This is a genomic window from Mesorhizobium sp. M5C.F.Ca.IN.020.29.1.1 (genome assembly GCF_003997375.1).
GTDB lineage: Bacteria > Pseudomonadota > Alphaproteobacteria > Rhizobiales > Rhizobiaceae > Mesorhizobium > Mesorhizobium wenxiniae.
This window is the reverse complement of sequence record NZ_RZSW01000005.1, coordinates 1-22,912: the sequence shown is the minus strand read 5'-3', so window position 1 is coordinate 22,912 and position 22,912 is coordinate 1. Positions and strand designations below refer to the sequence as shown.

The window sequence follows — 22,912 nt, the reverse complement described above, 5'->3', positions numbered from 1 at the left end:
TCATGAGCGACGAGCACATCGATGAGGTCTCCGACGTCTCAACCACCGGCCATGAATGGGACGGCATCAGGGAGCTCAACAATCCTCTGCCGCGATGGTGGGTGATTACCTTCTACGTCACCATAGCGTGGGCGCTCGTCTATACGACCGCATACCCGGCATGGCCGATGCTGACCTCGGCAACCAAGGGCATGCTCGGCTATTCAAGCCGTAAGGACGTCAAGAACGACCTTGCCGCGGCCGAGGCCGCCAAGGGCAAGTATGTTGCAGCCATCCAGGCAAAGAGCGTCTCGGAGATCTTGACCGATGATGCCTTGCGCGAATTCGCGGTCGCTGCCGGGGCTGCCGCGTTCAAGGTCAACTGTACGCAATGCCACGGCTCCGGCGCTCAGGGATCGAAGGGCTTTCCCAACCTGAATGACGATGACTGGCTCTGGGGCGGCAGCCCCGACCAGATCAAGCAGACGATCACGCACGGCCTCCGCTTTGCTTCCGATCCGGACACGCGACTGTCAGAAATGCCGGCCTTCGGCGACATCATCACCGCCGACCAGATCGCACAAGTCAGCGCCTACGTGGCCAGCCTTTCCGGCAAGGTCCGCGATGCAAGTCTGATCCAACCCGGCGCCAAGGTCTTTGCCGAGAACTGCGTCGCTTGTCACGGCGACAATGCAAAAGGCAACAGGGAATTCGGCGCCCCCGACCTGACTGACGCGATCTGGCTTTACGGGTCCGGCGAGACGGCCATCGCCGCCCAGGTTCGTGCGCCAAAGCAGGGCGTCATGCCGGCCTGGGTTGGCCGTCTCGGCGAGATCAAGGTCAAGGAACTTGCAGTTTATGTCCATTCGCTTGGCGGCGGAGAATAGGAATGGAAGCCCTATTCTTCGGTCACCCCTGCCAAGCGGACGAGGCCCGGCGCGAGCCGGGCCTCGACACCATTCCTAATGCGATCTGCACAACCCGGCAAGGCTGTCCTACCGCGAGGCTTTTCGACAGGTGCCCCTGACATTGGCTGGGAAAGTGGAGTTGCACGTGCGTGACAAGACGCAGTTGACACGGCTCGAAACAGAAACTGTCAATGCCGCCAAAACCCGCAAGCCCCTTTATGCCGCGCGTCAAAAGATCTTTCCGAAGCGCGCCTCGGGCAACTTTCGCCGCTTCAAATGGCTGGTGATGACGATCACACTTGGCATCTATTACCTGACTGCGTGGCTGCATTGGGATCGTGGCCCATTTGCCCCGGACCAGGCCGTGCTGCTCGATCTCACCAATCGGCGCTTCTACTTTTTCTTCATCGAGATCTGGCCGCAGGAATTCTTCTATGTGGCCGGCCTCCTGGTCATGGCCGGTGTTGGACTTTTCCTGATTACCTCTGCTGTCGGCCGTGCCTGGTGCGGCTATGCATGTCCGCAGACCGTGTGGGTCGATCTGTTCCTTGTCGTCGAGCGTGCGATTGAGGGGGACCGCAACGCCCGCATGAAACTCGATGCCGGCCCCTGGACCGCCCGCAAGCTGATGCTGCGGGTCTCGAAACACGCCATCTGGCTTGTCATAGGGGCGGCGACCGGTGGCGCCTGGATTTTCTATTTCGCTGATGCACCAACACTTGTGGGCGAGCTTTTCACCGGTACCGCCGCACCTGTCGCCTACATCACCATCGCCGTGCTGACGGCGACGACCTACACCTTCGGCGGCCTGATGCGCGAACAGGTCTGCACCTATATGTGCCCATGGCCGCGCATCCAGGCAGCCATGCTCGATGAGAATTCGCTCACCGTCACCTACAATGACTGGCGCGGCGAGCCGCGATCGCGCCACGCCAAGAAGGTGCAAGCCTCGGGGCAGTCCGTCGGCGACTGCGTCGACTGCAATGCCTGCGTCGCGGTCTGCCCAATGGGAATCGACATTCGCGACGGCCAGCAGCTCGAATGCATTACCTGCGCGCTGTGTATCGACGCCTGCGACGGCGTCATGGACAAGCTCGGCAAGGAGCGTGGGCTGATCTCCTACGCGACGCTCTCCGACTACAACGCCAACATGATGCTGGCGACCGCAGGCGGCTCCAGTTCAATCAATCCGTCGCTGGTCAGGACTGCTGTCGGCACCTTCTCCGATCAGGTGGCGCATTTTCACATTCGCAAGATCTTCCGGCCGCGCACCTACGTCTACATGGGCTTGTGGTCGCTGATCGGGCTGGGCCTGCTCTATTCGCTGCTGACGCGCGATCGGCTAGAACTGAACGTGCTGCATGACCGCAATCCGCAATTCGTCACACTATCCGATGGCTCCATCCGCAATGGCTATAGCGTCAAGCTGCTCAACATGATCCCTGAGCTAAGGACAATCGTCGTCACCATGCAGGGTCTGGAGGGTGCCGACATGGTCGTCGACGGCGACGACATCCCGGCCGGCCGGTCTTTCGCCATCCCGGTCGAACCCGACCGCCTGAAAACGTTGAAGGTCTTCGTTCGCCAACCGGCGGACCAGATCCACGCCCCGGCACAGACCTTCAAGTTCCGTGTCGAGGATAAGGCGAACTTCGAGTCGAACGAGTACGCCGCCACATTCAACGCGCCAGAGGCCGCCAAATGACCGCCAATGCCCAAAAGCCTCGCGAATTCACCGGCAGGCACATGCTGGCCATCATTCTCACCTTCTTCGGGGTGGTCATCGCGGTCAACCTGACCATGGCCACGCTCGCCAATACGAGTTGGACCGGCCTCGTCGTCGAGAACACCTATGTGGCCAGCCAGCAATTCAACAAGGAGGCCGAGGCCGGCCGCGCTCAAGCAGCGCTCGGTTGGACCGGCAAGCTCACCATCGCATGGGGCGAAGTCCGCTACAGCCTCTCCGACGCTGCAGGCAAGCCGGTTCCTCTGCACAGCGTCAAGGTGCTGTTTCGTCATCCCGCCTACGAGAAAGAGGACAAGTCCGTCACGCTCGCCCTCGCCTCCGGCCAGGAGTTCGCCGCCCAGCATATGCCGAAGGACGGCGTCTGGATCGTCGAAGTCGACACCGATGCCGGCCTGACACGACCCTATCGCGACGTCCGCAGGATTATGATTTCTCATGGAGCGCTGCAATGAGCTGTTGTGCACCGGGCGCTGAAATGGCGCTGGATCTGAACGGCGCCACGTCGGTCCTGCCATCCAGCCAGGAGATCAGGTTGGCGAGCCGATCGCTTGGCGATGATCTTCGGCAGACCGATCTTTCAGTGCCGACGGTTCATTGCGCCGCCTGTATCCAGACGATCGAGGCGGCACTTGGAAAGCTCGATCACGTCGAAAGCGCGCGCGTCAACCTGTCGACGAAGCGGGTCGCGGTCCGGTGGCGAGGAGACGAGGTGCCACCCTTCGTCGCCGCGCTTGGCAGGCTGGGCTACGAGGCGCATCTGTTCACACCCGAGGTCGATGACAAGGACAAGACGCTTGCCGAACTGATCCGCGCTGTCGCTGTTGCCGGCTTTGCGGCGGGGAACATCATGCTGCTTTCGGTCTCTGTCTGGTCCGGCGCCGAAGGTGCTACCCGCGACCTGTTTCACTGGGTCTCGGCGCTGATCGCCATTCCTGCCCTCGCCTTCGCCGGCGGAATCTTCTTCCGTTCGGCCTGGAATGCTTTGCGCCATGGTCGCATGAATATGGACGTGCCCATCGCGGTCGGTGTTTCGCTCGCCTATGCCATGAGCCTCTATGAGACGATCAATCATGGCGACCACGCCTATTTCGACGCGTCGGTATCGCTGCTGTTCTTCCTTTTGATCGGGCGCACGCTGGATCATGTGATGCGGGAGCGTGCCCGGACTGCCGTGAAGGGCCTGTCTCAGATGGCCGCGCGTGGCGCCATGGTGATGCGCGGCGACGGCGCGCGCGACTATCTGCCGGTCGGCGAGATCGAACCAGGCATGCGGTTGTTGATCGCGGCCGGTGAGAGGATCCCCGTCGACGGCAAGATCATCCAGGGAACGTCGGATCTCGACTGCTCGCTGGCCTCAGGCGAAAGCACGCCGAAAAACGTGGCGCCGGGCGAAGCAGTACAGGCCGGCGTGCTCAATCTTACCGGCCCGCTGACGATCCAGGCGACAGCCGCCGCAAAGGATTCGTTCCTGGCGGAGATGGTTCGGCTGATGGAATCCGCCGAGGGCGGTCGCGCGCACTATCGCCGCATCGCTGATCGCGTGTCGGCACTCTACGCGCCCCTGGTTCATCTCACCGCCTTCGTGACATTCCTGGGCTGGATGGCGGCGACCGGCGACTGGCACCGGGCGATGACGATCGCCATCGCTGTTCTCATCATCACATGCCCCTGCGCGCTCGGCCTCGCCGTGCCGATCGTCCAAGTGGTCGCGGCGCGGCGGCTTTTCGAGAGCGGTATCATGGTCAAGGACGGTTCGGCCATGGAGCGCCTCGCGGCGATCGATACTGCCGTGTTCGACAAGACCGGCACGCTCACGCTCGGCCAGCCCCGGCTGGTCAATGCGGACTCGATTGATCCGGGCATGCTGGCAATCGCCGCCGACATGGCCGCGCATTCGCGTCACCCGTTTTCAAAGGCCATGACCGGCTTTGCCGCTCCTGGCGGGCAACACAAATTCGATGCCGTCACAGAGCATCCGGGGTTCGGGATCGAAGCCACTGTCGCCGGAAGCACCTGGCGGCTGGGTCGACGCGGATGGGCTGGATGGAAGGCCCGGACCGGAGGTGAAGGCAAACATGGCTATGGTGGAACGGCCCTGACAAAAGACGGGTTCATTGTCGCGACCTTCGATTTCGAGAATGCGCTGCGCGCCGACGCGGCGGCGGCGATCAAGCGATTGAACGATGCCGGGGTGTCGATGCAAATGCTGTCGGGCGATACCGCCGCAGCCTGCGCCGAAGTGGCAAAGCTGCTGGATATCGACGACTTCGTTCCGTGCCTGCTGCCATCGGGCAAGCTCGAACGCATCGAAACCCTCGCGAAAGTTGGGCACAAGGTTCTGATGGTTGGCGACGGCCTCAACGATACGCCGGCCCTGAGCGCGGCGCATGTCTCGATCGCACCGGCCACCGCCGTCGACATTGGCCGCAACGCGGCAGACTTCGTCTTCCTGCGCGAAAGCCTCCTGGCGGTGCCGCTCGCCCTGGGCGTCTCGCGCAAGGCAGGAAACCTGATCCGGCAGAACATCGCAATCGCAATCGTCTACAATGCGGTGGCAGTACCAATCGCCATCCTCGGGCACGTCACGCCTTTGATAGCGGCGATTGCCATGTCTGCCTCATCGCTGCTTGTTATTGGAAACGCATTGCGCTTGCACGGCTTCATGGCGAATGCGACGGTGCAAGTTATTCAAACAGTCAGACGCTCCGCAGTCGGCTATTCGGCACAATCCTCGTGACGACCTTGCTCTATCTCATACCAGTGGCCCTTTTTCTGGGTGCACTGGGCCTGTCCGGCTTCGTCTGGGCATTGCGAAGCGGTCAATACGAAGATCTCGACGGAGCCGCCGAGCGGATACTAATTGATCGGGACGACAAACCGGGACGCTGATTTCAATCCGCTGTGCATAAGATGCGCGGATCCCGCTCGTCAGTCGAGCCGGCTCGGTCGGAGCAAGCTGTCCATGCTCCATGACCAGCTTGACCTAAGCTGCGCACTACATTGATTTGTGAAAATCCACTGTCGTGCGAAGGACTGCCTTCCCATGCACCCAGTATGAGGCGGCTGATGCCGCGAGAGTACCTCGCGCGGCCGGACGAGCTTCGCACTGTGCGCACGGGTAACAAGTTGAGCGTCGCGATCGATCACCCGAGCGTGAACTACCAGTGCCGGTTGATCGTGCCCTGGCTGATCCAGATCAGGGTCATATTCGCATCAGTGGTGCTTTATAGGCCAGTCTTCGAAGGAGAATGCATGACTTATGTATCGCGGCCAGACGCGTCCACCTCTGATGGGGTTGCATGCTTCATTGCCGATCCATGCCAATTTCCGGCCCTGCGCCTTGCAGCAATGCGGTCACCGAAACTCAGCGCAGATCACGGTGTTCCGCACGTGGTATCCACTCGTCACGACGATAATAATAGGCAGAATCCCATGAGCGCCGTTCACATCATCGACTGCCACAACGCGAATGACTACTTCGCCGACAGGGCGGACGGACCGATCACACAGAAGATGCTAAAGACTGTCAACATCCGCGCGGAGCTCCACATTGCTTTGGACCGAAAGCATTTTCGTGAGGCTGTAGTCCAAGCGAACAAGGCGAAGTGCGACGTGCTTCACATCGCTGGGCACGGCAATGGAGACGGGATCGCTTCGTCCAGTGGGCGAGGTAGCCTTCTTTGGGCTGACTTCGTAGAAATGTTCCAAGGCTCGGATCCAGCGCCGAAGATCCTCGTGATGTCAATGTGCTGCGGAGCATCATACGCGTTGGGCCGTGCGTTTTCGAGATCGGCCAAGCGCCCGACGTTGATCATTGGTTCGAGTGACGCGCGCTATTTCGACGACTATGTCGCCGCGTGGGCTTTGCTCTATCGGGGACTGAATTGCAAGGACATCGACATCGAAGCCATGCAGCAGGTTCTTGATGAGATATGCGCGGTCGTGCACGGAAACTTCCGCTACCTTGGCTGGGACGAGGAGCGAGAGCGCTATCTCTTATATCCTCGTAGGAAGGACCGCTTCAACGTCGTGGAGCGTGAGTAGTTATGCGCACGGGTTCCAGGTGGAATGTGGCGATCGATGCGGCGCGGCCGTGGCTGACCAGCGTCGCGAGTGTCTCGCTTGCTGGCGGCGATCTGCGCGGCTGCGCGGCGAAAGGGCGGGATCGGTTAGCCGCATCCACCTCTGAGCGGGTTGCGTGCTTCGTTGCCGATCCATGCGAATCCCCCGGCCCAGCGCCTTTAGGCAATGCGGCGGGCACGGAGCTCAGCGGATGTCAGTCGGCTCAGTTCCACCGTTACACGAGGATAGCCGACGGGATGGCGGCACGCTGATGGGCTCTGACGACAATTTTGACATCGTTGTCGTTGGAGCCGGGCCGGTCGGCCTTTCGTTCGCTGCGTCGCTTGCCCAAAGCGAACTCAAGGTGGCAGTTGTTGAACAGAACACATTCGATAGTCTGGCGAATCCGGCTTTCGATGGTCGCGAAATCGCGCTGACCAACGCTTCGATCAGAACCCTTCGCGAGCTCGGCGCCTGGGATGTCATCCCGGCTTCGGACAAATCAGCAATTCAAGGCGCGCGCGTGCTCAACGGCTCGAGCGCATTCGCTCTTCGTTTCGATCCTCCCAGCAACTCTGGAGAACCGCTGGGGGTTTTGGTTCCAAATTGCCGGATCCGCGAGGCGCTGTTCAAAATCGTCCGCTTGCAGGATCGCGCCCGGCTGTTGTGCGGCCACTCGGTCGTCGATGCAACAAACAGCCAAGAAGGAGCAGTCGTAACGCTCTCTAATGGCGCGCGTTTAACTGCTCGGCTTGTTGTTGCCGCGGATTCGCGTTTGTCCGCCACGCGTGATCTGCTGGGCATCGGCGCCGATATCAACCGGCTTGGCCACTCGATGCTGATTTGCCGAGTGAGGCACGAGCGCGCCCACCACCAGATCGCCATCGAATGGTTCGATCACCATCAGACGATAGCGATATTGCCCCTCGCGGAGGGCGTGTCGTCGCTGCTGCTCACATTGCGCTCAAACGAGGCCTATAGACTGCTTGCCTTCGATGACGATTTGTTCCTGTCGGAGTTGACGAAACTGTGTCGAGGGCGCCTTGGAAAAATGACCTTGGCAAGCAAGCGCCATACCTATCCGCTGGTCACGACCTGGGCGCACAAATTCCGGGCCCCGAGCGCCGCACTCATCGGCGACGCTGCCATCGGCATGCACCCGGTGACCGCTCACGGATTCAACATCGGTCTCAGCAGCCAGAAGCAACTCGCCCGTGGAATCATGACTGCGTGCCGCGACGGCCGCAATGTTGGCGACCCCGACATGCTGCACATATACGAAAGGCGGCTGCGCCTGTCGGCGGCGCCGCTCTACCATGCAACGAACATACTGGTTGGACTCTACTCCAGAGACCACCTGGCGGCACGGCTTGCAAGGCATCTGGGGCTTCGCTTTGCCCAACATGTTCCCCTTGTCCGGCATGGGATTTCGGCGGAGCTCCAGCGGTGATACTGCACCAGCAGTTGCATTTTGCGCGATGTGCTGGGCGAGCGATGGGAGAGAGTGCATCATGCGCCGGAGTAATCCTGCTCCCGACGCTGATCTCCGATTGAAGAATTAACCCCGTCCTTCAGGGGGGCTGCATAGGCTGCGGACAAGCAGGAGTAAGCAAGCTGACCCGTCCAGCCCTGGAAAAAGAAGATCCGCTGGAGGCGAGAATCCTTCAGGACCAGCTCGCTGATCTGAGGGCAGGCCTTTTCGTCTCAATGCCGATAAGCATTGTGCTGTCCGGGCTGATTTTGACCGTGCAGGCCCTTTCCGGGAACGGTCTTGCTGGCGCGGCCTGGTTTTCGGTCGTTAATGCGATAAATGCCGCCCGCCTTGCACTCGCCCGTCATCAGCTGAAGGAACCCGGAGTCCAGGATGATCTGACACGGGTTTGGCTGCGGCTTCGCTGGTTTGGCAGGCTTGCTCTTCTGGCGGGATTCACCTGGTCATTCCTTGCCGTCCTAACGGCTGGGTACACGACGTCTCAAGCATCGCTGCATCTAATAATTCTGGCGGGCATTTCAGCTGGCGCGGTCACGTACGGCAGCTCATATGCTGCGGCAGCGATATACTTCATCACACCGCCACTCCTCATTGCCGCCGCATGCTTGCTGACGAAGGGAACCCTGGAAAACTACATTCTGGCTTTTGCCGTCCTGCTTTTCGAGGGCGGCCTGGCTCGAGCCTCGTTCGTTGGACAAGCGCGCTTCCGTGACGCGAGCCGCCTGAGACATCAAGCCGAGCGGCTTGCCGCGGAAATGGAGCGCAATTCCAGGGAGGACCATCTTACCGCGCTCCTCAACAGGCGCGGCCTCGAACATGCAATCGATCAGTTTGAGAACACTGATGGACCCTTTGTGGCCATGCTGATTGATCTGGATGGGTTCAAATCTGTCAACGATACCTACGGTCACAGAACGGGTGACGAGCTGCTTGCCAGGATCGCCCGCCGAATAGAGGAAGAAGCACCGGAGGGCTCAACGCTCGCCCGCATCGGTGGCGATGAATTCGTGCTGGTTTTTTCCTCGCTTAGAAATTCGCCTTCTCCCAGCAATCTCGCATCCAATCTCATATCCAAGCTTGCTCGCCCCTATCCTGGCGTCGCCTCCGTCCGGATCGGGGCATCCATAGGAATATACTCGGCTAAAAACCCGGGGCTGACGGAAATGTTGTTGCGGGCGGACATCGCCCTTTACACAGCTAAGCGCCGTGGCAGGAACGAATTTTGCCTGTTCGATGCCGAGCTCGACCGGGAACTGCAACGCCGCCAGTCCATCGAACGCGATCTTCATTCGGCGATAAAGACGAGAAGCTTGGGCCCTTGGTTCCAGCCAATCGTAAGACTCGACACCGAAGCTGTGATCGGTTTTGAAGGGTTGCTAAGGTGGTCCCATCCGATTCACGGTTCCATCTCTCCGCCCGAAATCATGACAGCGGCACGCGAAACCGGAATGCTCCAGCTGCTAACTCAAGCTGTATTTTCCGAATGTTGCGCTTTTATCGACGCCTTGGTGAAAGCTGACTGTCGTGATGTTCGTGTGGCGATGAACGTTTCACCGCGCGAATTGGAGGCCGGCGATATCGACGAAATGGTTCTGAATGGTCTGGCGGCAAAGGACCTCCCTGCAACGATGTTCGAAATTGAGATAACAGAAGAATCGCCCGTGGACCCGGACAGGGTCGATGAAAAGCTCGGACGGCTTTCACATGCCGGCATTTCCATCGCGCTCGATGACTTCGGCACCGGCTTTTCCACGTTGGCATCGCTCAAGGACAGTCGGATAAGGAAGGTGAAAATAGACCAGGGCTTCATTCGCGGTTTAGCCAAATCGCGGGAGGATCGGCTGCTTGTCAAAACCGTGATCGATCTTGGTCGGACGCTCGGGATCGAGGTCATGGCCGAGCGCGTCGAGACAGAGGCGGATCGGCAAACTCTGCACAAGCTTGGCTGCAAAACCGCTCAGGGCTTCCTGTTCTCCAAGGCGGTGCCACTCAGCCAAGCGCTTGGTTTGGCAGTTAAAGAGCGCCAGGAGTTGTGACCGGCATCCGCCATTCGCTCACGCGCGCCACCTCGCCGGGTTCAGCGGTATCCTGCAAGTGGATGGCTACTCGGCCTATACCAACCTGGTCAAGGCACGGGACAAAGCCGGCAGCAATGAAACAATCCGGCTCGCCGGGTGCTGGGCTCACCTGCGGCGCAAATTCTACGACCTGCACATCAGCGGGATCTCGCAGGGCCGCGACGGGTTCGATCACCGCCATGACCGAATTGTGGAAGGTCGAGACAAGGTTCGTGGCAAGGATGCTGGAAGCCGCGCCGCGCTGCGTCAGGAAAAGTCCGTGGCCATTGTCGCGAGCCCCTTCGATCTATGGGAAGCGGAACTGGGCAAGGTCTCGGGGAAATCCAAAACCGCCTTGCGGGGCTGACCTTCCATCTGGTCCGTGGTTAGCTGATAGGCGGTTTATTTGTCGTGCAACGTGCTCTTTCAGCCTAAGCTGCTCCACGCGTGGGGTACCAAATGTCAGACTTTCACCTGTATGGGGCGATGATTGTCAAGCTTGATCTTGCTTCGTTTCCTCATCTCCTTGTTCGGCCAACTGGTGACCATCTCCTCGTCCCGACCTTGACTTCGAACTGGCCGCCGCGCGCAGTGGCGGTCAAGGATGGGCCGGGGGCCCATCGCGCAGCGGACTTGTCCTTGACGGTCACGAGCACGGGCGGCAGGCTTGAAAGATCGGGCGCGCGCCATTCGGCAGCCGACGACAGTTCCGAGGGGAGTTCGCCATGAGGCCCAGGCGCGGAGGTCGCGGGGCAGACTTGTATTCGGTAGATCTCAGTTGGATCTAAACCATGATGCAGCCATGCGCATCGGCGGCGAAGCTCCGGGGCGGCGGACCCATTCTACTAGGCGGATCGAATGAAATGACCATGTGAAAATTCGGGTTGCCGCTACCTCGGATCGTCATCGGCAGACCCCGCTACCGGGGCCGCCAATTGGGTTGTGTTCTCCTCTATCCTGCGTGCCCCCATCACGCCGCACGTAAGGTGACGCCCTGCGGCGGCTCGCCCGTGATGACGAGACGCCACAACCCGATCAGCAGCTTGCGCGCCAGCGCCACGATCATCGTCTTGCGCGTGGTTTTGCGCCCGTCGGCCGTGCGCGCCTGGAACCATCGGGCGAGACCACTGTCCTTTTGGAACCGGAGAAAGCGCCACGCCAACTGGATCATGCCGCGCCGGACGCGGGCGTTGCCGGCGCGTGCTAGTCCCTTCTCGCGGCGGCGTTTGCCGCTCTCGTCCGGCGACCCCGTGAGACCGGCATAGCGCGCCACGGCGCGGCGATCGCGCAGCTTGCGGGACAGCATCTCGTGGACCAGCATGTCCGCCGTCTCGACACCGACGCCGATGACCCGCGCCAGCAGGCGAACCATCGCGTGCGGGCCGTTCGCCGCAGCCGGAGCCGCGGCGAGTCGGCGCAGGCGTTCCTGCTCGATCGTGCGGATCTGCTCGCGCACCAGGCTGAGCCGCTCAAGGAAGCGGTAGAGCTCGGCGCGAGTGTTGTCCGGCAGCGGTGTTCCCTCCGCCGTGCGGATGGTCTCGAGCCTGTCCGCCGCCTGGCGCAGGCTCAGCCGGAAGCTGCGGATGCCGAAGCGGGCGAGGATCGCCTTGATGTGGTTGATAATCCGCGTCTTGTCGCCGACCAGGGTCTCCCGCTCGCGGTTCGGCCGCCGCGCGTCCTCCTCTTCGAGCGTCGGGATCGGCGCCATACTGCAATGGCGCTTCTCGCCGCGCAGCCAGCCGAGAAAGGCGCGCATCAGAAGCTCGGTGTCGAGACGATCGGTCTTGGCGCGCCGGTGCTCGCGCGACACCGCAACGCTAGCGGGGTGGATGGCGTAAGCCTCGATACCGCGCGCTCGCAGCCAGCGCGCCAGCCAGAAGCCGTCGCCGGCCGCCTCATAGGCGACGGCGATCCGCTTGATCTGGCGCCCGGTCCGGCCGGCTTCGTCGCGCCAGCGCTGCAGCAACTTCAATAGTGATGGTGCGTCGGCATCGATCTTCTTGAGGGGTTGGCGCTTGAAACCCGGAACAAGTGAGGCAATCAGGTCTCAAGGGTCATGTAGCGCGCCCGCTGCACGGCCCATTCATCATTCTGTTCGAGCAGGAGGGCGCCGACGAGACGGACTATGGCATCGTCATTGGGGAAGATGCCGACGACCTCGGTCCTGCGCTTGATCTCGCCGTTGAGGCGCTCGATCGGGTTGGTGCTATGCAGCTTGGCACGGTGCTCCTTGGGGAAGGTCATGTAGGCAAGCACGTCGGGCTCGGCGTCGTCCATGATGGTGGCGAGCTTGGGCACCTTCGGCCGGATCTGGTCGGCAACGGCGCGCCATTGGGTGCTGGCGGCCTCGGCCGTCTCCTGGGCGAAGGCGGTGGCGATGAAGGCCGAGGCGACGCGGCGGCCGCTCTTGCCGGCATGCGCCAGCACGTTCCTCATGAAATGGACCCGGCAGCGCTGCCATGTCGCGCACAGCACCTTGGTGACGGCCGCCTTGATGCCTTCATGGGCATCGGAAACGACGAGCTTGACGCCGCGCAGGCCCGCGGCGGGTCAGCTTGCGCAAAAACTCCGTCCAGATCGGCTCGGCCTCAGACGTGCCGACCTCCATGCCCAGCACTTCGCGCCGGCCGTCTGCGTTGACACCGACGGCGATGATGACGGCGACCGAGACGATGCGTCCGCCGCGGCGCACCTTCAGGTAGGTGGCATCGATCCACAGATAGGGCCAGTCGCCCTCGATGGGCCTGTCGAGGAAGGCCTTCACCTTGCCGTCGATCTCCTCGCACAGCCGGCTGACCTGGCTCTTGGAGACGCCGCTCATGCCCATCGCCTTGACCAGGTCGTCGACCGAGCGCGTCGAGATACCCTGGACGTAGGCCTCCTGGATGACGGCGATCAGCGCCTTCTCGGCCATGCGCCGCGGCTCAAGGAAGCTCGGGAAGTAAGAGCCCTTCCTGAGCTTGGGGATGCGCAGCTCGACGGTGCCGGCCCGCGTCTCCCAGTCTCTGTCGCGGTAGCCGTTGCGCTGGACAAGCCGCAGTGGGTTCTTCTCGCCATGGGCCGCGCCGGTGGCGGCGCCCACCTCCAGCTCCATCAGCCGCTCGGCGGCAAAGCCGATCATCTCGCGCAGGATATCGGCATCGGGGGTCTTCTCTACGAGCGTGCGCAGGTTCATCATGTCGTTGGTCATCGGTGGTTCCTTCGAATCAGGTTGTGTCAGCAACCCAACCCTACCGAAGAACATCGATGACCGCCGCTGCGCCGCTCGCTCGCTACAGCGCTGTTGAGGGCGCTCGCGAGCGGCTTCGCTATCGCCGACCTACACCACGCGGTGGGACACGACCTCAGTCTTTTCAACAGCGTAAGAATCTGACGGTATTTTTGACGGTACTCACTGGTTGTGTGACTTAAATTAAGTAATTGAAACAATCATGTACGGCCTTAATTGATGATTGAGTGGGGTGAGGGGAACGGCGATGATAGGCGGCTCTAGCGTAGTATTTCGCAGAAAATACAATGATTTGCGGGCAGGGCAGACTGCTAGCCAAGGCACATTATCAATGGAATTGACAAATCTATCAACCATTGAAATCGTTAAGTTTATCGGAGCGCTGGCGCGGCTCGCAGCTTGTAGCAGATCACTTTGACGGTACTTTTGACGGTGTTTTTCGTATCCGACAGAGCATTCTAAAAAGTACCGTCATTCGTTTTTAGGGTTTGACGGTACTTTTCTGTGTGTCAACACTTGAAATATATAACGAAAATGCCTCGTAGCATGACATTTCCGCGCTGACGGTACTTTAGTTATCGACATACATAGTTTCGGCTTTGGCTGCGGTACCGATCGATGTTCCGGACCCGATCGCATATCGTCGGATGGCACCGTCGCATCACCTATCAAATGTTGTCCCGACTGCTGCCGGATCTGCAATGAAGAGAAGCGTCGACCGCATCCAGGCGGGAGCTTGGACCGCGGTAGATGCGAGCGTCTTTTATCGTTGGGAGAAAGATGAGGTGCCGCGATCTGTGCAAGCTCGGCCGCGCGCGCCGGCCCAATATGACGAAGCGCCTGGACCACGGTCCCGGCCAAGCTGCCCGGAGCAATCAAATGCTTATCCGCCCGCGTGGTCGTTGCCACCGTGCGCGGCGATGAACATGGCGACGGCCGACCGGCAATAGGATTCGATTTCGTTGTCGTCCTCTGCTCTCGCCTGATCGAAGCGTGCGATAATCAGGAGATCGGATCCTTTGAAAAGCGCGGCAAACAAGCGGGCAGACCGGAGAGGATCGGGCACGTTCAGAACCGCCTTCGCGTGCAACTGGCGCAACAGGGCCTCGATTTGGGCGATGACATGGGCGGGGCCGGCTTCATAGTGGAGCTTGCTCAACGACTTTTGACTCGTCCTGTCGGCCATGACCATGGCTTCGACACTGCGGACGTCCGGGCGCAACAGCGTGCGAAGCAGGGATGATCCCACCGCCATGAGCTGCTCTTCGGCCGAACCGTCGACGCCTTCAAAAAGGGCCTGTGGTACAAACTGATGGCAGCGGGCCGCAAAGGCCGCGCTGAACAGCGCCTCTTTGTTCTCGAAGTGCCGATAGATGCTGAGCTTGGATATCTTCGCTCGCTGGGCGACCTTGTCCAATGTCGTCGCTTGAAAACCCAATTCCGCAAAGAGTTCGCCCGCGGCGTCGACTATCGTTTGGCCAAGCGTCTCGTTGGCGGGCCGGCCGCGCCGGGCCTGACTATTTTCGCTCACAACAATTCCAGTCCTTGACAGTATCCTAATTCTTGAATTACGATACCATGTAGTATCTGAAATGCGCAAGCCAAGCCCAGCCCAACCACAACACGGAGCCCATCACCATGGATGACGTCATCATCATCGGCGGCAGCTTTGCCGGTCTCGCCGGCGCCCTGCAGCTCGGCCGTGCCCGCCGCAAGGTCACCGTTCTCGATACCGGCCTGCCGCGCAACCGCTTCGCCGGCCACTCGCATGGTCTGCTCGGCCACGATCACCAGCCACCGCTGGACATCCTGGCTGAGGCGCGGCAGCAGCTGGCGCGCTATCCCACGATCAGGCTGGTCAATGCCCGGGCCGACAGCGTCTCCGGCGCCATCGACGATTTCTCCGTCCTCACTGGCGATGGCGAAAGCCTTGGGGCGCGCCGCCTGATCCTGAGCTATGGCGTCGCCGACCAGATGCCTGATGTTCCGGGCTTTGCCGAAGGCTGGGGCACGTCCATCGTGCCCTGCCCCTATTGCGACGGCTTTGAAGTCGCCGGCCAGCATTGGGGCCTCGTCTGGTCCGGCCCGCAGTCGCACAATCAGGTCAGGCTGTTCCACGATTGGACCGACAGGTTGACGCTCTTCGCCGATGGTCACGACATTCCGCCCGATATCCGGGCCGATCTGGCGCGTCGCAACATACCTGTCGTCGAGGGCCGGATCACCGAGATCGCCCATCACGGGGGCCATAGCGCCACCGTCAAGCTCGATACCGGCCCCGATGTCGCGGTCGACATCCTGTTCGCGCATCCGCGCAACAAGCCGTCCGCAAGCCTGCATGAATCACTGGGCCTCGCCACGGTCGATACGCCCCTCGGCGTCGCCCTCAAGGTCGACGAGCGCCGCGAAACCAGCATGCCCGGCATCTACGCCGCCGGCGACCTCGCCAACCCCCTCATGCCCTCGGTCACCACGGCATCATGGCAAGGCGCGATGGCGGGTATTTTCGCCCAGCAGTCGATGCTGGTTTGAAGGCACAGATTGGAGGATGAGCATGGCCGTCGAACCGGACAGCGCGGGTGTGCGCTTCCCTCCGCCCTTCGTTAACGCAGGTGATCGCCCGCGAGGAGCGCTATCTCGAAGCGAAGTTCGGCGACGACTACCGCCGCTACAAGGCCGAGGTTCGCCGCTGGCTCTGACTATTCCGCCGCTGCCGCCTGCGAGGCCTTCTGATAAACCAGCACCGGCTTCCTTGCCGCGACCCCCTCCGGGAAGAAGTTCAGCAAGTGGAGGGCGCGACATTGCACCTTGAACCGTGCTGTCGCTCCTTCGGAGCGGGTGGGTCTTGAGGTGTCCAGTTTATGCTGCCGGGAGTGTCCAGTTTGCACTGCCAGCGATATCCGTTCACCTACAGACGGAGAGGCATGGCGCTTGGATGACGCTGGCGCGGCGGGTCGCGTTGTGGCGCGCGCTGTGGTATGAAAGTTAGCGACGGTACTTTCTTCGTTCGCTGTGAAACCCACCTGAGTTGCCCAAGTGGGTCCGGAAAGGCGATCGACTTCGATAGATACGGAAACCGCACCAAAAATTTTCATGCTATTTTTCCCTTTGAAATCAAGACTGTAACGTTTTGACGGCCCATGGGTCGGCTTCTTGCGCGGCAACGAGTAAAAAACCTAGTTATATCAGTGGCCTAACTAGATTTAGAACAATCGAGTGGGAGTGAGGCGACTCGGCGGCCATATCGTAGGTTGAAAGATTCGGTAGGCCCTCTGCTCTTCGCTATAGTTGATCAAGGTCAGGGTGCTCTCTTCGTTCAATTTGGATGCGGTCGCTCGGCAAGCAAATAGAGTTCGAGTTTGCGGGGTACTCTGGCGCACTATGGAGTGCAATTGGGAGGCTCTCAGAGCCCTTCAGATGTCGCCGAACGAGGGCGCAGTTAGATCCAGCCGATAGGCGATGACCTGCTTGTCACCCGACGCCCTTTCCCAGGTGAAGATATCAGATGCGAGCAGGTCCTATCTGGGGCAGCGGACAAAGCCGCTTCTCTCATACTGGTGGCACGCGACCTTCATAACGGCGGCCGTATGGATGCTCACGAGCGCCACGACGGCTGGGCGCCTTGAGGCATCTATTCAAAAGCAGACGGCCGAACCCGCGGCCGCGCATCTCCGGATGGGCCGCAAGCGTGCGGTCGCCCCCCCAGCCATTGCGGAAGGCCAAGCCCTTGCGCACGCTCGTTTCCATCGATTCATGGAGAGTCGCAGCGACGGGAGCCTGCGTAGCCCAACAGATATTCACAAATTTGCTCACGCGACCTGCGGAGTTGTTCTACAATCTCTGGGCAGGCCCTATGACAAGGACGGCGAAGTCGCCTCCAAGGGCAAGGTCGATGACATGCTGATGGTGAGACTGAAGGAGCACGACTTCTTCAAGCGGCCGATCCCGCGGAGCGCCTGGCGTCTCGACTTCGGCTCCTCCTGTCACGAGCGTAACCGAATATGCGGCTTAAGGAGTCGAGCCAACCCGGCCTTGATGGAGGATCGGCGGAAGGACAGGCTTACGGCTCGAAGACCACAACTGTCAGGAGGGGAACCGCCAGGCGAAAGACACGGCTAGCCTACCGTCTCCGGGCCCAATGATATCTACGTCCTTGAAAAGGCATTGGAATCAATGACACCAGGGTGAGCGAACCAACAAAGGGAGGAAACCAATGTACCACGTTGAAAAAGTTTTGAGCCCACTCCTTCTTGGCGCAATGGCCATGGCCGGCGTCGCGGCGAGCGGGCCTGCGGCAGCGCAGAAAATGTATGACGGCGTCACGGTCAGGATCATGACCCGACCCGGACCGGTTATTGCCCAGCGTCTTGTCGAGCGCGGCAAGGAATTCACCGGGATGACCGGGGCGAAGATCGAGGTCGCCGAGGTCCCGTTCGCGGAGCTGTTCCAGAAACTTCTCACCGACTGGGCGACCGGCACCAACTCCATCGATGTCGGCGTCTTTGCTTCGAGCTGGGCGCCCGAATATGTCGACGCCGGTCTACTCCAGGACCTGACCGACTATGTCGCGAAGGACACCAAGATCGAAATCAACGACATTGCTCCGTTCTTCCGCGAATATAACCAGAAGGTCGGCGGCAAGACCTACCTGATCACCGTCGATGGCGACTTCCAGATGGTCTATTACCGCAAGGACATTCTGGACCAGATGGGCTTGAAGCCGCCGCGCACGTGGGACGAGTATCATGCGGTTGCTGCTGCGACCGACGGCAAGGACCTGAACGGCGACGGCACGCCGGATTTCGGCTCTTGCATGTTCAAGAAGCGGAACGCGCAGTCATACTTCGCCATCATGTCGATCGCTGCCGCCTACGTTCAGACTCAGGGCACCTCTGAGGGCATGTTCTTCGATCCCGCGACCATGAAGCCCTTGGTCAATAACGAAGCCTGGGCTGAGGCCTTCAAGATCTACAAGAAGAACGGCGAATACGGACCACCCGATGAGCTCAACCACGACATCGGTGACACCCGGGCACTCGTCACGACTGGTCGCTGTGCATTGGCCATCGACTGGGGCGACATCGGCCCCCTGTCTCTCGACCCAGGCGGCGAGGCCATCAAGAACAAGATGGGCGCCACCGTCATGATGGGCACCAAGAAGGTGCTCGACAAGGCCACCGGCAAGCTCGTCGACTGCGATGCCACCCGTTGCCCGCATGCGATCGACGGCATCAACTACTCGCCGTTCGCGGCGTTCGGTGGCTGGACTGGCGGGATCAACGCCAAGGCTGACGACAAGGTGAAACAGGCCGGCTATGACTTCCTGTCCTACATGAACCAGGCGGCCCAATCGAATGTCGACGTGACGATCGGCTGGACTGGTTACAACCCGTACCGCAATTCGCAGCTAGACAATCTCGAGCCGTGGATCAAGGCCGGGTTCACAGAGGAGTCAGCCAAGAACTATCTTGGCGCCATCAAGGACAGCCTGAACAACCCCAACATGGCCTCGGACCTCAAGATCCCGGGGACCGCCGAGTATCAGGGTGTCGTGCTTGACCGCGAGCTCGCTCGCTTCCTTGCCGGCGAGATCACGGCTGAAGAGGCGGTGGCGAACGTCGAGACCGGCTGGGAAGAGATCACAGAGCGTTTCGGCCGGGACGAGCAGAAGAACCTGTACAAGTCTTCGCTCGGCATCACAAACTGAGGGTTGAGGGTCAGTGACCTCCGGTACCGGAGCAACGACAACCACGGCTGGGGCGTGTCGCCCCGGCCGGCCTCAATGCTTCCGTCACGACGAGGGCGAGGCTGAACGAGTGGCTCGACCGCCAGTCGCGCCAGCTTTTCATCGCTCCCGCCGTGATCATGATTCTCATCTTCTCAGTGTTCCCGACGATAGCGTCGCTGGTGCTCGCCTTCTCCAACATCCGCCTCAGGGCCGGTTCCTATCAGGTCCAGTTCGTCGGCCTGAGGAACTTCCGGAAGCAGTTCTTCGGCACCGAGCAGTTCCATTTCCTCGGGACCTTCACCAGCATCAGCCTGCTCGGCTGGATCGTCACGATCGCGAGCGCGGCCAGTCTCATCTGGTGGCTCTACCGCTATGCCAAGAGAGACTTCACGATCCTCGGCTTTATTGGCCGGCTGATCACCGCCAGCATGGGATTCGGACTGGCGCTTCTCTTTTCCGCGACGCTGTTCAGCGGCAATCCGTTCGGCACGCTCGGCGTGACCATCTTCTACGTGATCGTCGGGTGCACCATCCAGTTCCTGATCGGCCTTGGCCTCGCCGTTCTTTGCGCACAGCCGATCAAGGGCCGGACCTTCTTCCGCGTCGTCTTCTTCATCCCCTTGATGATCACGCCGATCGGCATCGGCTACAGCTTCCGCATGCTGGCGGACACGACCAAGGGTCCGTTCTCGCCGGTTTGGCAGTGGATCGGCCTCGGTGACTTCGGCTGGGCTAACCATGCCTGGACTGCCCGCTTGTTCATCGTGATCGGCGATTCCTGGCAGTGGATCCCGTTCATCTTCGTCATCCTGCTTGCGGCGCTTGAGAATGTTTCCCGTGATCAGGTGGAGGCCGGCCAGGTCGACGGTGCCAGCGGTTGGCAGGTGTTCAAGGAAATAACCTGGCCGCAAATTGCGCCGGTTGCCGCCACGGTGATGCTGATCAGGATCATCGAGGCCTTCAAGCTTGTCGACCTCCCCAACATCATGACGTCCGGAGGCCCCGGCATCGCGACCGAGTCAATGACGCTTCATTCATTCTTTGCATGGCGGGCGCTGAACCTCGGGGATTCTGCGGCGATCGCCTACCTGCTTCTGTTCGTGACGGTGGTGTTGTGCGTCTCCTTCTTCAATCTCCTCGTCCTCAAGCGATTGAGGCCGGCATGAACACGCAAAACATCCGGATGTCACCCCGGAGATCCCTGCTCAGGCGGTGGTTCGAGCCGAAGTCGATCAAGAAGATGGCGCCGACCACGGCCGTCATCGTCTACGGCCTTCTGATCCTTTGGGCGGTGTTTGTCCTGTTTCCGCTCTATTGGCTCCTGATCACGTCGTTCAAGTTGCCAGCCGACGTCAACGCCGGCCCGGTCTACCTGCCCTGGATCGACTTCACGCCGAGCCTGCATGCATGGCGCGAGTTGTTCGTCTTCGATTACGAGGACACGCTGAGGGCCTACATCAACTCGATCATCATCGCGCTTCTCGCCACAGTCCTTTGCGTCACCATCGGCTCGATGGCCGCCTATGCCTTGGGGCGTATTCAGTACAAGCCCAAATTCGCGACGATCGTTCTCTTCGTTCTCTGCTTGGTCGCGATGGCGGTGGTGGTCGGCCGTTGGGGGGTCGATTGGCGCCTGTCGCTTGCCGTCGCGCTCGCGGTCTTCTTCGTTCTCGCCCGCGCCGTTGGTCGCCATTTCAAGGCCACGCTGGGGAATGGAGATATCCTCTTCTGGATGATCTCGCAGCGCATCCTGCCGCCGATCGTCGCCGTCATTCCGATCTACATGATGTTTCAGAGCGTTCGGCTGCTCGACACCCACATCGCGCAGATCCTGGCCTACGCGGTAGTCAACCTGCCGATCGTCGTTTGGCTGATGCACGACTTCTTCGTCACCATTCCGACCGACCTCGACGAGAGCGCGCAGCTCGACGGCGCCACCCGCTTTACCACCTTCGTCGAGATCATTCTGCCCTTGGCGAAGCCCGGTCTCGCGGCGACGACGCTGCTGGTGCTGATCCTGTGCTGGAACGAGTATCTGCTGTCGCTGTTCCTTTCGACGTCCAATGCGCAGACCATGCCTATCCTGGTCGCCGCCATGAATGCGGGCGAGCGCGGCATCCTGTGGTGGAGCATGGCGGTGGTCATCATCGTCATGATCTTTCCGGTCGTACTGATGGCGCTCGTCCTTCAGCGCTTCATTTCCAGGGGGATACTGTTGGGGGCGGTGAAGGGATGAACGTGGAAGAGAGGGGCATCGACACCGGTCATCGGGCGCAGCGGCTGTCGCTGCGCGGTCTGAACAAATCGTTCGGTGCGGTGCACGTCGTCAAGGATCTCAGTATCGACGTTGCGCCGGGAGAGTTTCTGGTGCTGCTCGGGCCCTCCGGTTGCGGCAAGACCACCGGGCTTCGGATCATAGCCGGCCTGGAAACCGCCGATTCGGGCCAGGTGGTGCTCGGCGATACCGACGTCACCGACATGCTGCCGAAGTACCGCGACGTGGCGATGGTGTTCCAGTCCTATGCCCTCTATCCGCACAAGACCGTCGCCGAGAACATTGATTTCCCGCTGAAGGTCCGTGGTGTGTCGAAGCAGGAGCGGGAGCTCGCCGTCCGCGACGCTGCTGCGCAGGTCCATATGGAGGATCTCCTCGACCGCTACCCGCGCCAGCTGTCCGGCGGCCAGCGTCAGCGCGTGGCCCTGGCAAGGGCCATTGTGCGACGGCCCTCGGCCTTCCTGATGGACGAGCCGCTTTCCAACCTCGATGCGAAGCTCCGCGGCTTCATGCGCGCCGAGCTCAAGCGCATGCAGCACCAGCTCGGGGTGACCACCGTCTACGTCACCCACGATCAGGTCGAGGCCATGACCCTTGCGCATCGCGTTGCGATCATGGACCGCGGTGTGCTGCAGCAGATCGGCACCCCTCGCGAGGTCTATGATCGCCCGGCGAACCTGTTTGTCGCCGGTTTCATGGGCTCGCCGCCGATGAACTTCCTGCGCGGGCGGATCGAGAACAATCGCTTCGAGAGCCAAGGCGTGAGCCTGCCGGTGGCACCAGATAAGGAAACCATGGCCAAGGATGTGGTTATGGGCTTCCGCGCGGAAGACGCCGACATCGTCAAGCCCGGCGCTGGTCTGTTCGATGCTACGGTCTACGCCGCCGAGCCTACCGGCGACGTGACGTTGGTCACGCTCGTGGTGGGCAAGGAGAGCCTGTCGGTCAAGATGCCGAAGGATTACGACATCGACTTCGACAAGGCTGTCGCCGTGCACTTTCCGCTCGATCGAGGCTTTCTGTTCGACGCCCATTCAGGTGTGCGCCTGGCGGCCCGGCTCGTGTCCGTATCCTGACCGATTCTTGCAGGCTCCAAGCCTGCACCTGGTGAACTAGTCTAAGTGCCAGGCGTTGACGGCTACCCTTGGCGTCAAAACCTACACCCTCGATTCGGTGCCCATCCGGATCTTCGATCCGGCGAAAAGGCTAAGTTTTCGACGGTCGTTCTGACGGTCTCAAAAAATCTGAAAAAAAATTCCTATTTAAATGCTGGGATATAATGGAGTAGCTGGAAAGACCTGCGGAGTTCGGCGAAACCGCCATATTTGCTGGAAAAGCATAGGTTATCCGCGATCTTGTTGAATCCATCATCAATTTGGCCTCGGATACGGGCCGGGGAACCTACCGTCAGGTGAATCAGCGTGCTGATGGAATT

17 protein-coding genes and 3 pseudogenes are annotated in these 22,912 nt (G+C 60.7%); 15 read left to right on the top strand and 5 right to left on the bottom strand.

The genetic code is table 11. The features are described from left to right. Positions 1–2: 2 nt before the first annotated feature. The 9 genes from ccoP (at position 3) to EOA85_RS37205 (ending at position 10,612) form a co-directional block, all read left to right on the top strand. Positions 3–866: a cytochrome-c oxidase, cbb3-type subunit III gene (gene ccoP / locus EOA85_RS01110; RefSeq protein WP_127208036.1), complete on the top strand. Its 864-nt coding sequence runs from the start codon at positions 3–5 to the stop codon at positions 864–866. 166 nt (positions 867–1,032) lie between these two features. Continuing rightward, positions 1,033–2,592: a cytochrome c oxidase accessory protein CcoG gene (gene ccoG / locus EOA85_RS01105; RefSeq protein ID WP_127208035.1), complete on the top strand. Its 1,560-nt coding sequence runs from the start codon at positions 1,033–1,035 to the stop codon at positions 2,590–2,592. Continuing rightward, positions 2,589–3,086, top strand: coding sequence for a FixH family protein (locus tag EOA85_RS01100; RefSeq protein WP_029354964.1), 498 nt, complete (start codon positions 2,589–2,591; stop codon positions 3,084–3,086). Before ccoG ends, EOA85_RS01100 begins: the two co-directional genes overlap by 4 nt. Continuing rightward, a complete protein-coding gene (locus EOA85_RS01095) occupies positions 3,083–5,371 on the top strand; it encodes a cation-translocating P-type ATPase (RefSeq protein WP_127208034.1) in 2,289 nt (762 codons plus the stop codon). Before EOA85_RS01100 ends, EOA85_RS01095 begins: the two co-directional genes overlap by 4 nt. Continuing rightward, entirely contained in the window at positions 5,368–5,523 is a 156-nt protein-coding gene (gene ccoS, locus EOA85_RS01090; protein ID WP_084831491.1) for a cbb3-type cytochrome oxidase assembly protein CcoS, read from the top strand. Before EOA85_RS01095 ends, ccoS begins: the two co-directional genes overlap by 4 nt. A gap of 177 nt (positions 5,524–5,700) precedes the next feature. Beyond that, positions 5,701–6,678: a hypothetical protein gene (locus tag EOA85_RS38000; RefSeq protein ID WP_127208033.1), complete on the top strand. Its 978-nt coding sequence runs from the start codon at positions 5,701–5,703 to the stop codon at positions 6,676–6,678. Positions 6,679–6,964: 286 nt separating this feature from the next. Beyond that, on the top strand, positions 6,965–8,146 hold the full coding sequence (gene ubiM, locus EOA85_RS01080; RefSeq protein ID WP_189350574.1) for a 5-demethoxyubiquinol-8 5-hydroxylase UbiM: 1,182 nt from the start codon (positions 6,965–6,967) through the stop codon (positions 8,144–8,146). A 272-nt stretch (positions 8,147–8,418) separates the two neighbouring features. Then, a complete protein-coding gene (locus EOA85_RS01075) occupies positions 8,419–10,224 on the top strand; it encodes an EAL domain-containing protein (RefSeq protein ID WP_245485552.1) in 1,806 nt (601 codons plus the stop codon). Then, complete coding sequence (locus EOA85_RS37205; protein ID WP_329609615.1) at positions 10,130–10,612, top strand: transposase; 483 nt, start codon at positions 10,130–10,132, stop codon at positions 10,610–10,612. Before EOA85_RS01075 ends, EOA85_RS37205 begins: the two co-directional genes overlap by 95 nt. 603 nt (positions 10,613–11,215) lie before the next feature. Here the strand turns inward: EOA85_RS37205 and EOA85_RS01065 are convergent. The 4 genes and pseudogenes from EOA85_RS01065 to EOA85_RS01050 all read right to left on the bottom strand — a co-directional run bounded on the left by EOA85_RS01065 (position 11,216) and on the right by EOA85_RS01050 (position 15,005). Continuing rightward, complete coding sequence (locus tag EOA85_RS01065; protein WP_281033688.1) at positions 11,216–12,241, bottom strand: IS110 family transposase; 1,026 nt, start codon at positions 12,239–12,241, stop codon at positions 11,216–11,218. Between the two features lie 44 nt (positions 12,242–12,285). Beyond that, positions 12,286–13,435: pseudogene (locus EOA85_RS01060) on the bottom strand (IS256 family transposase). Positions 13,436–14,135: 700 nt separating this feature from the next. Next, positions 14,136–14,365: pseudogene (locus EOA85_RS38520) on the bottom strand (hypothetical protein); the annotation flags it as partial. Continuing rightward, entirely contained in the window at positions 14,358–15,005 is a 648-nt protein-coding gene (locus EOA85_RS01050; protein ID WP_127208030.1) for a TetR/AcrR family transcriptional regulator, read from the bottom strand. The gene EOA85_RS01050 and the pseudogene EOA85_RS38520, both read right to left, overlap by 8 nt. Before the next feature lie 107 nt (positions 15,006–15,112). Here EOA85_RS01050 and EOA85_RS01045 point away from each other — a divergent pair, with 107 nt between their 5' ends. Next, the gene (locus EOA85_RS01045) at positions 15,113–16,006 is read left to right on the top strand and encodes an NAD(P)/FAD-dependent oxidoreductase (protein WP_127208029.1); all 894 of its coding nucleotides are present in this window, start codon (positions 15,113–15,115) and stop codon (positions 16,004–16,006) included. A gap of 74 nt (positions 16,007–16,080) precedes the next feature. Further along, a pseudogene (locus EOA85_RS01040) lies at positions 16,081–16,173 on the top strand (isoprenylcysteine carboxylmethyltransferase family protein); the annotation flags it as partial. Here the strand turns inward: EOA85_RS01040 and EOA85_RS01035 are convergent. After that, the gene (locus tag EOA85_RS01035) at positions 16,174–16,638 is read right to left on the bottom strand and encodes a hypothetical protein (RefSeq protein ID WP_127208028.1); all 465 of its coding nucleotides are present in this window, start codon (positions 16,636–16,638) and stop codon (positions 16,174–16,176) included. A gap of 1,070 nt (positions 16,639–17,708) precedes the next feature. Here EOA85_RS01035 and EOA85_RS01025 point away from each other — a divergent pair. The 4 genes from EOA85_RS01025 (at position 17,709) to EOA85_RS01010 (ending at position 22,553) form a co-directional block, all read left to right on the top strand. Further along, the gene (locus EOA85_RS01025) at positions 17,709–19,181 is read left to right on the top strand and encodes an extracellular solute-binding protein (protein ID WP_245485550.1); all 1,473 of its coding nucleotides are present in this window, start codon (positions 17,709–17,711) and stop codon (positions 19,179–19,181) included. Positions 19,182–19,339: 158 nt separating this feature from the next. Beyond that, entirely contained in the window at positions 19,340–20,368 is a 1,029-nt protein-coding gene (locus tag EOA85_RS01020) for a sugar ABC transporter permease (RefSeq protein WP_245485553.1), read from the top strand. Beyond that, positions 20,365–21,438 (top strand): carbohydrate ABC transporter permease, encoded by a 1,074-nt coding sequence (locus tag EOA85_RS01015; protein ID WP_127208024.1) that lies wholly within the window; start codon positions 20,365–20,367, stop codon positions 21,436–21,438. The genes EOA85_RS01020 and EOA85_RS01015 overlap by 4 nt, the downstream gene beginning before the upstream one ends. Continuing rightward, the gene (locus tag EOA85_RS01010) at positions 21,435–22,553 is read left to right on the top strand and encodes an ABC transporter ATP-binding protein (protein WP_127208023.1); all 1,119 of its coding nucleotides are present in this window, start codon (positions 21,435–21,437) and stop codon (positions 22,551–22,553) included. The genes EOA85_RS01015 and EOA85_RS01010 overlap by 4 nt, the downstream gene beginning before the upstream one ends. Positions 22,554–22,912 lie beyond the last annotated feature (359 nt).

What these genes read in the sequence shown, in the direction of transcription:
- ccoP (WP_127208036.1), top strand. Translation starts at nt 3, where the DNA reads ATGAGCGACGAGCACATCGATGAGGTCTCCGACGTCTCAACCACCGGC.
- EOA85_RS01100 (WP_029354964.1), top strand. Translation starts at nt 2,589, where the DNA reads ATGACCGCCAATGCCCAAAAGCCTCGCGAATTCACCGGCAGGCACATG.
- EOA85_RS01095 (WP_127208034.1), top strand. Translation starts at nt 3,083, where the DNA reads ATGAGCTGTTGTGCACCGGGCGCTGAAATGGCGCTGGATCTGAACGGC.
- EOA85_RS38000 (WP_127208033.1), top strand. Translation starts at nt 5,701, where the DNA reads ATGCCGCGAGAGTACCTCGCGCGGCCGGACGAGCTTCGCACTGTGCGC.
- EOA85_RS01045 (WP_127208029.1), top strand. Translation starts at nt 15,113, where the DNA reads ATGGATGACGTCATCATCATCGGCGGCAGCTTTGCCGGTCTCGCCGGC.
- EOA85_RS01020 (WP_245485553.1), top strand. Translation starts at nt 19,340, where the DNA reads ATGATTCTCATCTTCTCAGTGTTCCCGACGATAGCGTCGCTGGTGCTC.
- EOA85_RS01015 (WP_127208024.1), top strand. Translation starts at nt 20,365, where the DNA reads ATGAACACGCAAAACATCCGGATGTCACCCCGGAGATCCCTGCTCAGG.
- EOA85_RS01010 (WP_127208023.1), top strand. Translation starts at nt 21,435, where the DNA reads ATGAACGTGGAAGAGAGGGGCATCGACACCGGTCATCGGGCGCAGCGG.